This window comes from Photorhabdus aballayi, assembly GCF_026153155.1.
GTDB lineage: Bacteria > Pseudomonadota > Gammaproteobacteria > Enterobacterales > Enterobacteriaceae > Photorhabdus > Photorhabdus luminescens.
Genome location: NZ_JAPFCD010000014.1, coordinates 36351 through 50647, shown reverse-complemented (window position 1 = coordinate 50647; position 14297 = coordinate 36351). Strand labels below are relative to the sequence as shown.

General features: G+C 38.5%; 11 protein-coding genes. All 11 read left to right on the top strand.

Going from position 1 to position 14297, the window contains the following annotated elements; all coding sequences use genetic code 11:
* The first annotated feature begins 4 nt into the window (after positions 1-4).
* The 11 genes from OO184_RS09725 to OO184_RS09675 all read left to right on the top strand — a co-directional run bounded on the left by OO184_RS09725 (position 5) and on the right by OO184_RS09675 (position 14274).
* The gene (locus OO184_RS09725) at positions 5-781 is read left to right on the top strand and encodes a hypothetical protein (RefSeq protein ID WP_265379005.1); all 777 of its coding nucleotides are present in this window, start codon (positions 5-7) and stop codon (positions 779-781) included.
* 12 nt (positions 782-793) lie between these two features.
* Positions 794-1039 carry an acyl carrier protein gene (locus OO184_RS09720; RefSeq protein WP_265379004.1) on the top strand — a complete coding sequence of 82 codons (246 nt, stop codon included), beginning with the start codon at positions 794-796 and terminating at the stop codon, positions 1037-1039.
* 53 nt (positions 1040-1092) lie between these two features.
* The gene (locus tag OO184_RS09715) at positions 1093-1653 is read left to right on the top strand and encodes a hypothetical protein (RefSeq protein WP_265379003.1); all 561 of its coding nucleotides are present in this window, start codon (positions 1093-1095) and stop codon (positions 1651-1653) included.
* A 23-nt stretch (positions 1654-1676) separates the two neighbouring features.
* Positions 1677-2687: a hypothetical protein gene (locus tag OO184_RS09710; protein ID WP_265379002.1), complete on the top strand. Its 1011-nt coding sequence runs from the start codon at positions 1677-1679 to the stop codon at positions 2685-2687.
* Positions 2688-2850: 163 nt separating this feature from the next.
* Positions 2851-7719, top strand: coding sequence for an RHS repeat-associated core domain-containing protein (locus OO184_RS09705; protein WP_265379001.1), 4869 nt, complete (start codon positions 2851-2853; stop codon positions 7717-7719).
* A gap of 461 nt (positions 7720-8180) precedes the next feature.
* On the top strand, positions 8181-9998 hold the full coding sequence (locus OO184_RS09700) for a HEAT repeat domain-containing protein (RefSeq protein ID WP_265379000.1): 1818 nt from the start codon (positions 8181-8183) through the stop codon (positions 9996-9998).
* Positions 9999-10000: 2 nt separating this feature from the next.
* The gene (locus OO184_RS09695) at positions 10001-10924 is read left to right on the top strand and encodes a hypothetical protein (protein ID WP_265378999.1); all 924 of its coding nucleotides are present in this window, start codon (positions 10001-10003) and stop codon (positions 10922-10924) included.
* Entirely contained in the window at positions 10914-11837 is a 924-nt protein-coding gene (locus OO184_RS09690; RefSeq protein ID WP_265378998.1) for a hypothetical protein, read from the top strand. Before OO184_RS09695 ends, OO184_RS09690 begins: the two co-directional genes overlap by 11 nt.
* A gap of 60 nt (positions 11838-11897) precedes the next feature.
* Positions 11898-12080, top strand: coding sequence for a hypothetical protein (locus OO184_RS09685; RefSeq protein ID WP_265378997.1), 183 nt, complete (start codon positions 11898-11900; stop codon positions 12078-12080).
* Between the two features lie 110 nt (positions 12081-12190).
* Positions 12191-12883, top strand: a complete 693-nt coding sequence (locus tag OO184_RS09680) for an SDR family oxidoreductase (RefSeq protein WP_265378996.1) — start codon at positions 12191-12193, stop codon at positions 12881-12883.
* Positions 12884-13368: 485 nt separating this feature from the next.
* Complete coding sequence (locus tag OO184_RS09675; protein WP_265378995.1) at positions 13369-14274, top strand: tail fiber protein; 906 nt, start codon at positions 13369-13371, stop codon at positions 14272-14274.
* Positions 14275-14297: the final 23 nt, after the last annotated feature.

Below are 14297 nucleotides of genomic sequence, written 5' to 3'. Positions count from 1 at the left end.
TGATATGTTGATTTTTGCAATGGAAGATATTGAACATTGGTCGAATTTCTCTGGGGATTTTAATCCCATCCATTATCCGGCGAAAAGCAAGTCCTTGCATAATATGCAGCAATATCCGGTACAGGGGATGTTAAGTTTGCTCTATGTGCGGCAACAGTTTTCTCAATTAACTTCGGATTTTACAACTGGAATATTGAACATTGATGCGTCGTTCCGTCAATATGTTTATACCGCATTACCTCATCAACTGAGGATTGATACTAAAAACAAAACGTTTAAATTGGAAAATCCTAGCAAAGAAAACATGTTGTCCGGCAATACCAGCGTAGAAAATACAATGAAATCAGTTGAGGATTGGATCGTTCAAGATAATTGTCAAAAATTAACGATAACGTGGAGAGAGGTTTGTGAAAAATATGTGGTCTTTAGGCACTATTTCCCGAGTGTCACTTCTATTGGGTGGTTCCTGGATGCGTTTGCTTTTCATCTTATCATTAATTCGACAAGTTTTCTTAATTTTGAGTACTACCATTTTAACCAATTACAAGATTATCTGAACCAATCTTTTACTTTGCATACTGGGCAAGCAATTAAGATAAATAAAACCGTTGTTAATAGTACACTATTATCATCTGCACCGGATATCTGTATTGAATTAAATCCACCATTAATAATTAAGAATGGTCCTAAAGACTATATTCGTATTTTCTATTATCGATGTTTATATGATAGAAAACCTATTTTTGTGTCAAAGGCTTCAATTATCTCTAAGATGAAATAAAAGGAAAGTGAAATGACAACACAAAATAATATTTTTACTAAGATAAAGGATAGAATATTAGTGATGAAGGATATAGAAGAGGAAGAAATAACACCAGAATCTTCTTTTGTTTCGCTTGAATTTGATAGCCTTGACTACGTGGAAATTCAGGTTTTTATATTGGAGGTATATGGTATTAGTATTAAAGCTGAGCTTTTTTCAAATCACTCTATTTTAACATTAAATGAACTCACTGATTATGTAAAATCAAAGCTGTAATCTAAGGTTTTACTTAATTCTGTTTTTTCACCATTAATATTAAAGAGGTTATAATGAACATTCTAGAGCAAGGTAAGGTTGCTGCTTTATATTCAGGTTATTCGGAAACAGAAGGTTCTTCATGGATTGGGAATTTGTGCTGTTTCTCGACTGATCGAGAGCATTTGCCTATTATCGTGAATGGGCGTCGTTTCTTGATTGAGTTTGTTATTCCAGATCATTTACTTGATAAAACGGTTAAACCCAGAGTATTCGATTTGGATATCAATAAACAGTTTTTACTGCGCCGTGACCATCGTGAGATAAATATTTATCTTTTAGGTGAAGGTAATTATATGGATAGAACGACGACAGATAAAAAGCTATTCGAATTAAATGAAGATAGTACGCTGTTTATTAAAACATTACGCCATGCGCTTGGTAAATATGTCGCTATTAATCCTTCAACCACACAATTTATCTTCTTTGCACAAGGAAAGTACAGTGAATTTATCATGAATGCCTTGAAGGCAGTTGAAGACGAATTATCAAAACGTTATCGCGTCAGAATTATTTCTGAATTGCAGGGGCCATATTATGGCTTTGAACTTGATATTATTTCTATTACAGCTTAATTTACAATATTATGGAGAGTGTTATGGAAAAGAGAATAACAACATTTACCATTGAAAAAACAGATGACAATTTTTATGCTAATGGGCGTCATCAATGTATGGTAAAAATCTCTGTACTTAAACAAGAATATAGGAATGGTGATTGGGTAAAATTAGCGCTTAGTGAGGCTGAAAAAAGATCGATTCAGGTGGCGGCATTAAGTGATAGCCTCATATATGACCAATTAAAAATGCCTTCAAGTTGGACAACGACAGATGCGAAAGATAAATATAATTTTGGGTTATTAAATGGTGTTTATAGCGCCGATATTTTTATTGAGGAGCCGGTAACGAATCATGCGGGAGATTGCTGTACAAATGAAAATTATCAGAACAGCGTGAAAAGTGTTCCTGAAATTATTTATCGTTATGTCAGTAGTAATAGAACAAGTACAGAATACCTAATGGCAAAAATGACATTTGAAGACACGGATGGGAAACGTACACTAACAACGAATATGTCGGTTGGCGATGAAGTTTTTGACAGCAAGATTTTATTAAAAGCTATTGCTCCTTATGCAATTAATGCAGATAAATTGCATGAAAACACCAATATATTGTTTGATGAAACAGAAGAGCCGACAAAATCCGATACTCATCATCAAACAATCAATCTTTATACTTGGACATTGCCGCATAACTTGAGAATTTTGGAAGGGAATGACAGGACAGTGAATAATGTATATAACCTTGGTAAAAATCCAGAAGACGATAGATTTTTGACAAGAGCAAGAGTATTTAAACGAGGAACCTCATATGTAAATGCCAGGGATGACATGGGTGGAGGGTGTGTTATGGGCCATGCTTATACCGTTACTATTCCAGACACGCAGCTTGCTGCTGAGGTGATCCATGTAACAGGATGTTCATGGACGACCGGTTATCGCGATGGATATCATGATATCACAATCATTGATAACTACGGTTGTCAACATAAATTTAGAATATCTTCGGTTAACATTGGACGTGCGCTAAGCATAGCGAGAATAAGTTGATTTTCCTTAGTAAAAGACCTTTGTTTATGCTGGTAATCGCATGTGCGTTTACCAGCAATTGATATATTCCGTTATTGAAATAGGAATATAGCCATATCTGTAATTGTACATAAACGAACTTTTACTCAAATATAATATTAATTGATCAAACAGGAAATTTAAAATGAAAGCTACTGATATATATTCTAATGCTTTTAATTTTGGCTCTTATATTAATACCGGTGTCGATCCCAGAACAGGCCAATATAGCGCAAATATCAATATTATCACGTTAAGACCAAATAATGTTGGTAATGTTGAACAGGTTATTAATCTATCATTCTCGCCATTAACAACGTTAAATAATGGGTTTGGTATTGGCTGGCGATTTTCATTAACAACATTAGATGTAAAAACACTTACATTTAGCCGAGCAAATGGGGAGCAGTTTAAATGTAAACCATTGCCGCCTAATAATAATAATGATCTTAGCTTTAAAGATAAAAAATTAAAAGATTTGCGCGTATATAAACTCGATAGTAACACTTTCTATGTTTATAACAAGAATGGCATTATAGAAATACTTAAACGAATTGGATCAAGTGACATTGCAAAAACAGTTGCACTTGAATTTCCTGATGGCGAAGCATTTGATTTAATTTATAATTCAAGATTTGCATTGTCTGAAATAAAATACCGTGTGACCGGTAAAACCTACCTTAAACTCAATTACTCTGGCAATAATTGTACATCAGTCGAATACCCTGATGATAATAATATTTCTGCGAAAATAGCATTCGATTATCGTAACGATTACCTTATTACGGTGACTGTACCTTATGATGCTTCTGGTCCTATTGATTCTGCCAGATTTAAGATGACCTATCAGACATTAAAAGGAATATTTCCGGTTATCAGCTCCTTCCGTACCCCAACCGGTTATGTTGAGCTAGTGAGTTATAAGGAAAATGGGCATAAAGTGACGGACACGGAATCTATTCCGTATGCTGCTGCATTGACTATTCAACCGGGTAATGGGCAACCTGCGATCAGCAAATCCTATGAATATAGCTCAGTGCATAATTTTTTGGGCTATTCTTCTGGCCGAACAAGCTTTGATTCTAGTCAGGATAATTTGTATTTGGTCACAGGTAAATATACCTATTCATCCATTGAACGTATTTTAGACGGTCAAAATGTGGTTTCAGTAACAGAAAGAGTATTTAATAAATTCCATTTAATGACTAAAGAGGCAAAAACACAAGACAATAAAAGAATTACAACAGAAATTACTTACAATGAAGATCCATCAAAAAGTTTCTCAGAGCAACCAGAAAATTTACAACAACCATCTCGGGTGTTAACTCGTTATACGGATATACAAACCAATACTTCACGAGAAGAGAGTGTTAATATTAAAAGCGATGATTGGGGAAATACTCTACTTATTACTGAGACCAGTGGGATACAGAAAGAATACGTTTATTATCCGGTGAACGGCGAAGGTAATAACTGTCCTGCCGATCCATTGGGTTTTTCCCGATTTTTAAAATCAGCTACGCAAAAAGGATCGCCTGATGCTGCTCAAAGTGTAGCTAATAAAGTGACTCATTACACATATCAAAAATTGCCCACTTTTACCGGCGCTTATGTTAAGGAGTATGTCAGTAAAGTCTCAGAAACCATAGACGGTAAAATAGTGAGAACCTTTAACTATGTTAATTCACCGACAAACAAATCTCATGGTTCGTTAGCAAAAATAACGTCAGTGATAAATAACCAACAAACGGTCACCACATTTAAATATGAATATTCGGAAAGCGAGATAACCACAAATGCTACGGTGACGGGGTTTGATGGCGCGCATATGGAATCGAAAAATGTGACGTCTATTTATACCCATCGGCAACTTCGTAAAATTGATGTAAACCACGTGATTACCGATCAGTCTTATGATCTTTTGGGCCGAATTGTAGGTCAAATTATTGACCCGGGTACGACAAAAGAGATTAAACGTAGTTATGTTTATCAATATCCCGGCGGGGATGAAAATGATTTTTGGCCGGTGATGATAGAAATTGATTCCCAAGGTGTCAGACGTAAAACCCATTACGATGGAATGGGACGTATTTGTTCGATTGAAGAACAAGATGATGATGGTATTTGGGGAACATCGGGGATTTATCAAGGTACATATCGAAAAGTTCTTGCCAGACAATATGATGTTTTGGGGCAGTTGAGCAAGGAAATTTCAAATGATTGGTTATGGGATTTATCTGCTAATCCTTTGACTCGTCTGACTACTCCTTTAGTTACAACGAAAACCTATCAATATGATGGTTGGGGAAATCGTTATAGTACTGAATACAGCGATGGTCGGATAGAACTGGAAATCCATGATCCTATTGCGAGGACAATTACTCAAGGGATCAAAGGGTTGGGGATGTTAAATATTCAGCAAAATAATTTTGAGCAACCGGCTTCTATCAAAGCTGTGCATCCTGATGGTACGGTATATAGCACTCGTACCTATCGTTATGATGGATTTGGTCGTACTGTGACTGAAACAGACGCAGAAGGTCATGCTACCCAAATTGGATATGATGTGTTTAATCGTATAGTGAAAAAAACTTTGCCAGACGGAACAATATTAGAATCCGCTTATGCAAGCTTTAGCCATGAAGAATTAATTTCTGCGCTGAATGTGAATGGAACACAATTGGGTTCGTTAGTTTATGATGGCCTTGGGCGAGTAACCAGCGATACAGTGGGAGGACGTAAATCGGAATATTTATATGGACCTCAAGGTGACAAACCTATTCAGTCTGTCACTCCTGCGCACAATAAACAAAACATTGATTATCTTTACTCTCTTGGCAGTGTGATGTCTAAATTTACCACAGAGACGAGCCAACAAAACTTTCGTTACCATCCGAAAACGGGGGCATTATTATCTGCGTCAGAGGGGGTATCCCAGAGCAATTACAGTTATTTCCCATCGGGTGTATTACAGCACGAATCGTTTTCACGAGAAAATAAATCAGTTTCGTCAGGCGATTACCGTTATACGATGTCCGGCTTGATTCAGCGCCATAAAGATAGTTTTGGTCATGATCATGTTTATAGTTATGACGGACAAGGAAAATTAGTTAAAACAGAGCAAGGTTCACAATACGCTACATTTGAATATGACAATGTTGGACGGTTGATAACAACGACGACAAAAGATGCAACATCATTATCCCAATTAGTGACAAAAACTGAATACGATGTTTTTGATCGAGAAATAAAACGCTCACTAATTAGTGACTTCTCAATACAAGTCATTATTTTAAGCTACACAAAGAATAATCAAATCAGCCAACGTACCACTTCCGTTGATGGCGTGGTTATGAAAAATGAACGTTATCAATATGATAGTAATCAACGCCTAAGCCAGTACCAATGTGAAGGGGAACAATCTCCGATTGATCATACTGGTCGTGTATTAAATCAGCAGATTTACCATTATGACCAATGGGGAAATATTAAACGGCTTGATAATACATATCGAGATGGTAAGGAAACGGTGGACTATCATTTTAGTCAAACTGATCCAACTCAACTTATTCGTATTACCAGTGACAAACAGCAAATAGAGTTAAGTTATGATGCTAACGGTAATCTAATTCGCGACGAAAAAGGGCAGACGCTCATTTACGATCAGAATAATCGTTTGGTACAGGTCAAAGACCGGTTGGGTAATTTGGTGTGCAGCTACCAGTATGATGCATTGAACAAATTAACCGCACAGGTTTTGGTGAATGGTACGGTTAATCGGCAGCATTATGCTTCTGGTAAAGTGACGAATGTTCAATTGGGTGATGAAACCATTACTTGGTTGAACAGCGATAAGCAACGGCTTGGTCATCAGAGTACCAAGAATGGTCAGTCTGTCTACTATCAATATGGTACTGACCATAACAGTACGGTTATCGCCAGTCAGAACGAAAACGAGTTGATGGCTTTATCCTACACACCTTATGGTTTCAGAAGCTTAATTTCCTCATTACCGGGTTTGAATGGCGCTCAGGTTGATCCGGTAACAGGATGGTACTTCTTAGGTAACGGATATCGTGTTTTCAATCCGGTGCTCATGAGATTTCATAGTCCCGACAGTTGGAGTCCCTTTGGTCAGGGAGGGGTTAACCCTTATACCTATTGCCAAGGCGATCCCATAAACCGGATTGATCTGAACGGTCATCTTAGTGCTGGCGGGATATTAGGCATTGTGCTAGGGGCAATTGGCATCATTGTCGGGATTGTGTCGCTGGGGGCCGGAGCGGCAATTAGCGCGGGTCTCATTGCTGCGGGGAGCGCTTTGGGGGCGATTGCTTCTACCAGCGCGTTTGCAGTTACTGCGACCGTTATTGGATTGGCTGCCGATTCGATAGGGATTGCCTCAGCAGCATTATCGGAAAAAGATCCGAAAACATCTGGGATATTAAATTGGATTAGTCTTGGATTAGGTGTTGTGAGTTTTGGTATCAGCGCCTCTTCGTTGGTAAAATCGGCACGGAGTGGCTCTCAGGCAGTCAGCGCGGGTGTTATCGGGTCAGTGCCTCTTGAATTTGGTGAAGTTGCCAGCCGTTCCAGCAGACGGTGGGATATCGCATTATCTTCGATATCGTTGGGCGCAAATGCGGTGTCGCTCTCTACGGGGATAGCGGCTGCTGCGGTTGCAGACAGTAATGCGAAGGCAGCTAATATTCTAGGATGGGTATCCTTTGGTTTTGGTGCGGTATCGACAACCTCAGGGATAATTGAGCTTGCGCGCACAGCTTATGCAGTGAATCATCATACTTGGGAACTTAATTCATCAGCAGGTACTTCGGAAGGAAGTGAAGCTTATACATTGTCTCGTTTCACCCAACTAGAACCGGAAGCGGTAAATGTTCACCCATCTATTCGAGCCGTGGAAGTGAATCAAGCGTTTCGAAATAGTACCGGGACTCTGTTTAGTCAATCGTCCATTGAAACTCGTAATGTGTTACGAGGCCGTTTGACAATATAAAAATTCGATTGTTAAGCCTCACAGAAAATAACTATTGGGCGACGTCTGCGTCGCCTTTTGGTTTCTTTGAGATAAAAAATAGAGTGAAATGATGTCAAGGGTGATAATAGTTAATTGTAAAATATGTGATATTGTTCGCATTTATATATCAATATAATGCCTTTGATTATTTAATTTTATTGCGCTTACTACGCGAAATTGTTTTATGATTTTATTTTTAATAAATTATTATTTCATTATAAAACTAAAATAAATTATTTATAGATCATATTCTTGAATTCGTTTTTTTATCCAGTTCCTGTTTTAATTAACGCTCTCCGAAGTACATCTTGACCTATTCACATTAATAAGCGCCTTATATAATTGTCCCTTGCTATTTTATCATCCTCACCTATTATTTTTTTATCTACCTACCTATTTTATCTATCTCTCTTCGCTATCATCAAAAGGCGGGATCACATATGAACGCTTATATTAAGTACGTTAAAAAATTTAATGAGGTTTGTGAGCATTATCAGATGCATAAGATAAGAGAAGATGAACAAGTTTATGATCCAGTTAATAAACCTGTGATTATGTCAGCTAAGTTAATAAAAGCAGCTTTTAATCCTGAGTTGTTTTCTGATGATGTCTTATTTTCACTATTTAGCATATTGAAAAAAGAAATGATGGTTTCCCAGGAATCTTTAATTCGGGTATATATAGAGGGGAGATTGAGTGCGGAACATATTGATCCTATTCTCTATACTGAGCCTCATGAAGACGAAACATTTGAGAGTTGGATATCACGAGCCACCGGGGGTGAACGGTTCTGTGTGATTGTCAATGATACTGAACGTTGGTCTGATTATATTTTTCAAGCAGTTTCTTCTATTTTCGCTCCTCTGAGGAAAATTCTTGGGGAAAGAAATACTTTCATAGGAACCTGTCTGTTTATTGGTAACTATGGATATACGCCATTTGGTGTTCATCTTGATGATCCTTATAGCTCGGTAGTGCATTTCCATTGTGGGCCTAATGCCAAAGAAATGTCTCTGTTTGATAAGGATATTTTTGAAAAAATAGACGGGATAAAGTATCGGTTTAATATGGAGAAACTACGGCCCTATGCCGATAACTGGATAATAGAGGCCGGTGATATATTTATTCTTCCGTCACATCATTATCATATTGGGAATACGCCACAATATTCAGTTGGCATGGGTATTGTCGTGAATAAAGAAACAGAAGACCGTTTGGAAAACATGCTCATTAATAAAGGTATTGCCCAGTCAATCGCTAAAAAAGGCATTGATAATCTTATCGCTGAAGCAGAAGAAAAAAATATTTCTCTATCAGACTGGTTACGTGCTTCACGTGATAGTTATTTTACCTCGCTATATGAAAAACAGGGATTACCCAAAGCTGATCAGAGTAAACAGTTACATTGTGATGATCAGGCAGTAGAAGAAATTACCAAATTAGACCAATTAGAGAAAATAATTACCAAGAAGATGGCGGGTAATGGTGGAGATTTCTGGTCGATTGGTGAGGTTTTGGGTAAGTTGTCACGTGATAACATTATCGATATATTGAATGATCTGTTAGAAAAGAAAGAAATTACTGATAAATATGAACTTCTTTCTGAGGATAGTATTTATATTCATCGGCAGAAAAATTTTAATTTACTTGTTCGCTTTATTGGTAAAACGAATAATGAAAGACTATATGTCAATGAATTTGATACTTTTATTATCAATCCAACACAAGAGGCAATACAAGTTCCTTATTATAAATGCAAAATTAATCATAATGATCCATTTATACAACCAGAAGCATTGACTTCATTAGGCGTTTTCACTTTCGAACCAAACCAGCTATATGGCTTTAAAGCTTACGAGGATATTCTTGATTTCGGTTATGAGAATCGTAATGGATCTTTTTTACTCATTGCACATTCAGATGCTAAAGGGTGGATCAGTTGGATTTACGATCGAAAAAGTTTACAACCCGTCGAAACCATTTGTACTAATTTAAGTGCGTCACGTATTCAGCTATATGTTCGGCTCTTAGGAGCGATGAAATATCATGGCGCAAGTACTGTATTGGAGAAGCTCGCAAGGTCCGATTATGCCAATTTTGTTCGCTGGGAGGCAGTTGAAAGCTTGGCACAGATTGATAGTGCTGCATGCCTGGAATTGTTACACCAGATAGCTCGTGAAGATACCGATACGATGATGCGAGAAACAGCAAAAAATAGCTTACGGCTCAGTGGGTTTGACGCGGCAAGGGAGGACTAAACATGGCGATAAAATTGGTAGTCGAACCTGGCTTTCAAATCACTTTGACGGCTTTAATTGAATATCTGACTGATTCCGGCGTGCTCGAAAGTTTGAGAGCATCCTGTTATAGCCAGGATGATATGTTAAATACGGCAACCCATCTTAAGGCCCTGGCGCTTAATCGCCATGAAGTATTGCAACATATAAGTAACGCCTTAGTGACTCCTGAAACTTTCCAATATACCAATAATGGACAATCACAAAGTTATGTTTTGTACACTTGCCCAATTTTTACATTGCGTCTGATGGTCTGGATTCCTGTGGGATTTCAGGCTCGAAGTATCCCTTTTTCCTATCGTTATGCCCATGATCATGCATTCGACCTGATGAGCGTTGGCTTCTTTGGCCCTGGATACCGCACCTCCCTATATGGTTTTGACTATTCTCAGATCGAGCAGAGTGACAGTGGGGAAACACTTTTTAGCTATGCAGGGGATATGTTTCTGGAAGAAGGGGATATTATTTACTATTACGCTAATAAGGATGTGCACATTCAGCACGAACCTGTTTCGTTGTCAGCATCTTTGAATCTGATTATTCCTAAAAGTATTCCTTCCGTTCGACAAACGATTTTTGAATTATCGGAATCGGCAGGGCGTATTGTTGGCAAACCTATATTCAATAACTTGCAACGGGTAATTTCTCAGCGTTCGATTTTCTCATTGATGGCATATCAGGGGAATCTACGTACACAAAAACTGCTGATCCATATTGCTAAAAATCATCAATCGGAAGAAGCCAGAGCGATGGCATGGGCTGCTATTCTTCGTCATCAACCCTCACAATCGTTGATTGATAGTGCGTTGGATGACAGTAGCAACTATGTCCGTAATGCGATTCAGGCAGTATTGGTAACTTTGCAGGAGAAAATTCATGACTCTTGAATTCACGCCTAAACCGGGTAAGCCATTGGCATTGCCTGAATTGGTTCAGCTTTTGAAGACCAGTAGTATGGTGGATAACGTTTCCTGTGGTCATTACCAGCGGGAAGAGATAGAGATAGCCAGTCAATGGTTGGTAGATTTTGCGGCTAACAAGCAAGAAATATTGGACATCATCTGTAACCAATTGGTATTCCCCAACCAATTCCAGTCTGGAAACGATGTTCAGCCGCCGACATTTATTCTATACAGCGAACGGAGATTTGCCATTCGCATGGTTCTATGGTTACCACTTGGACCTCAGTCCGCGCCTGCGCCATTTTCCTGGTTAGAACCTCATGACCATAATTTCGATTTTTTGACGACTAACTTTTTTGGTGATGGTTATACGACACGTCTTTATGAGTACGACTATGGCAGCGTTGATGGCGCTGAGGGTGAAGAAGTCGCTATGAATTACTTTGGTGAAAAGATGTTATCTCCAGGCAAAGTCATATTTTTCTTTCGCAGTAAAGATATGCATATTCAATTTCCACCACCAAATTTATCCGTCTCTATCAATATCATCATTCAACCTAGAGGGAATGGACAGCGCCAATATGAATTTGATCTGGATAGGGAAAATAATTCTGGCTTTCAGGTTGCACGTATTAAAAACGGGCGGTTTGAACGATTTCGCGCACATAAAGCCTTGTTTTCTGTTTTGATGAAAGAGGGCAATGAACGTAGCAGAGAGCTACTGCATACAATTGCCAGCAGCCATACCCGTGAAGAGCTACGTTCTATCGCTTTTGTTTCCATGCTGAGTTTTGCTACCGATACACAATATCGTGATCAGGTTTATCACCTTGCCATGAATGATCCCAGTAGTTATGTCCGTGTGCAAGCTCAGCAATGTATGTTAGCGCTGGCCTAGCGAGCGTTGATAGTACCGCGTCATACCAGACGCACTAATATAAAAAAAGAGGTAAATCATATGAAAAACACTAATCTGGGCAAGATTGAAACAAGCCAAATGGAAAATTCTCTCCGGTTAGCGACTTTTTCCCAACCGGTGAGTCTGGCTGGGGCAGTACCGCGCACTTTATCTGGTAGTGAAGCGGGAAGGGTGATTGGTTTTGGTTGTCGTTCTTGTACCGAATCATCAAAAAACGAGTGATAAATAACTCTGTAGTTATTTGATAGCAATATAAGGTTGAGCGGATTTCTAATTGGCGAATAAATACCACCGGATGGAGGTCCGCTATTTTGCGTTATTAGGGAGGGAAGATGTTGCATGGTAAACGTGTATTACTCACCGGCGCCAGTGGCTTGCTTGGTCATGCAATCACTGAAATGCTTGCATGCAATGGTTCTCGAATGGTGATAACGGGAAGATGTGAGAATCGACTTAAAGAATTGTCCCGAAAATATCAGGATAACTGCGAAATATACTCATTTTCTGGGGATATATGTCATGATAATTTCCGCCAGCAGTTGATAGATTTCACTTGTGCAAAGTTGGGTGGATTGGATGTATTAATCAATAATGCCGGTGCTTTCCATTTTGGCAATTTGATGGATTTAATACCGGAAGAAATTGATCAAGTTATTACGACTAATATCACTGCTTTAATTCATATGACATATCTCGCCTTGCCACATCTATTATCAAGCACGCAGCCCTCCATTATTAATATTAGCTCCTTGGCTGGAAAAGCCAGCTTGCCAGGGGCCAGTTGCTATGCAGCATCGAAATGGGCCGTCATTGGGTTTACTGTAGCGTTACAGCAAGAACTATGGCAACAAGGTGTACGAGTATGTGCAATTTCACCGGGTCAGCTTGAGGTGTTAGGCGCGGTGTTACCAAATAATATAGGAACTATCCCGCTTTCATCTGTCACTGACGCGATTGTTTTTATTCTTCAGCATCCAGCAGGTAGTTGTCCGGCAGAAATTGTTTTACGGCCGATAGCCAAATAACCTTTCATAATCGTGCTACAATAATAGCGCCACAGTTTGTTCACTTGATTGATATCTGAATAATTGAAGCTTGATATTTGGTAGACCGCACTAACTATCATTAAGTGTTTGTTCTGCTCAATAAACATTCACAGCTCACTCTTAATTCTTGCTCTGCGTGTAGTAAAGATAGCTTTAGCATTGTTATGATCGATACGTCTTATTTCCACATGGGAATAAATAATCTTCCTGTAATCTCATTCAGAGGTATGAAATATAAAAATATTTCAGTAATAAATAAAATGGTGGAATGATTTTAGATGTAAAACATAAATAGATTCAGCATGGTGTCTTTGGTTGATAAATATTGGGTTGTTTACTCCTTTAATTATATAAAAAATCAATCTTCTGAGCTATAAGAATGTTTTATTATTATTATCTTGGAATACACTGAATTGTCATGAGTTGTCTGTAAAATAATATTATTTAACTTAGAGAGAAGATACATGAGTCAGAGAAATGATTTTAAAGCTTTTTCTATTAATGGTAATGCGAATGTAGTAAGTCAAAGATTATATGAAGAAAGTAAGGATTTACTGACTGGGTTTCCACCAAATGATGTTCCCATTCATTTGCTAAATAAGGTATTGCGTCAGGCGTCAACGATATCATCCGTCGTAGCTGATTTTATTGCGACACAATCTGGTGATGATGTTTTGGATAATGGTGATGTAACTAAACTCACCGCTCAATTAAATAGAGCTTTAGAACAGAAAACTAAAATAAAAGTTCCAGATGCTTCATTAACACAAAAAGGCATTGTTCAGCTTACAAATGCGATTGGCAATAGCGACACATTGGCAGTTACACAAAAGCTTGCTCAGGAAATAGTAAATTCATTGCGTGAAGATATTAATAGTAGTAAAGCTAATGATATCCCCGTAGGTACTCCTATCCCCTGGCCAACTACTACACCTCCTGCTGGATGGTTTCAATGTAATGGAGCAGTCTTTGATAAGTCAAAATTTCCGGGGTTAGCCAAGGCTTATCCTAATGGTAGATTGCCCGATTTAAGAGGCGAGTTTATCCGAGGATGGGATAATGGGCGTGATGTTGATGTGGGGCGTGGGGTGTTGTCGTGGCAGGGTGACGCTATTAGAAATATCACAGCATCAATAACAGGACGTACAGCAAACATGTCAGGAAGAATGTTTTCAGGCAGTGCATCTGGAGCATTTTTAACTTCAGGCGAATACGGTCAATACAGTGCAGCAGATAATCGGCCAATGAGTACAGCAGGTGCACGTGATCGACTTGCAGTGTTATCGTTTGATGCATCTCGTGCTGTGCCGACTGCCAATGAAAATCGCCCCCGCAACATTGCATTTAATTACATAGTGAGAGCAGCATAATGACAGGGCCGTTTGGCCCTTAT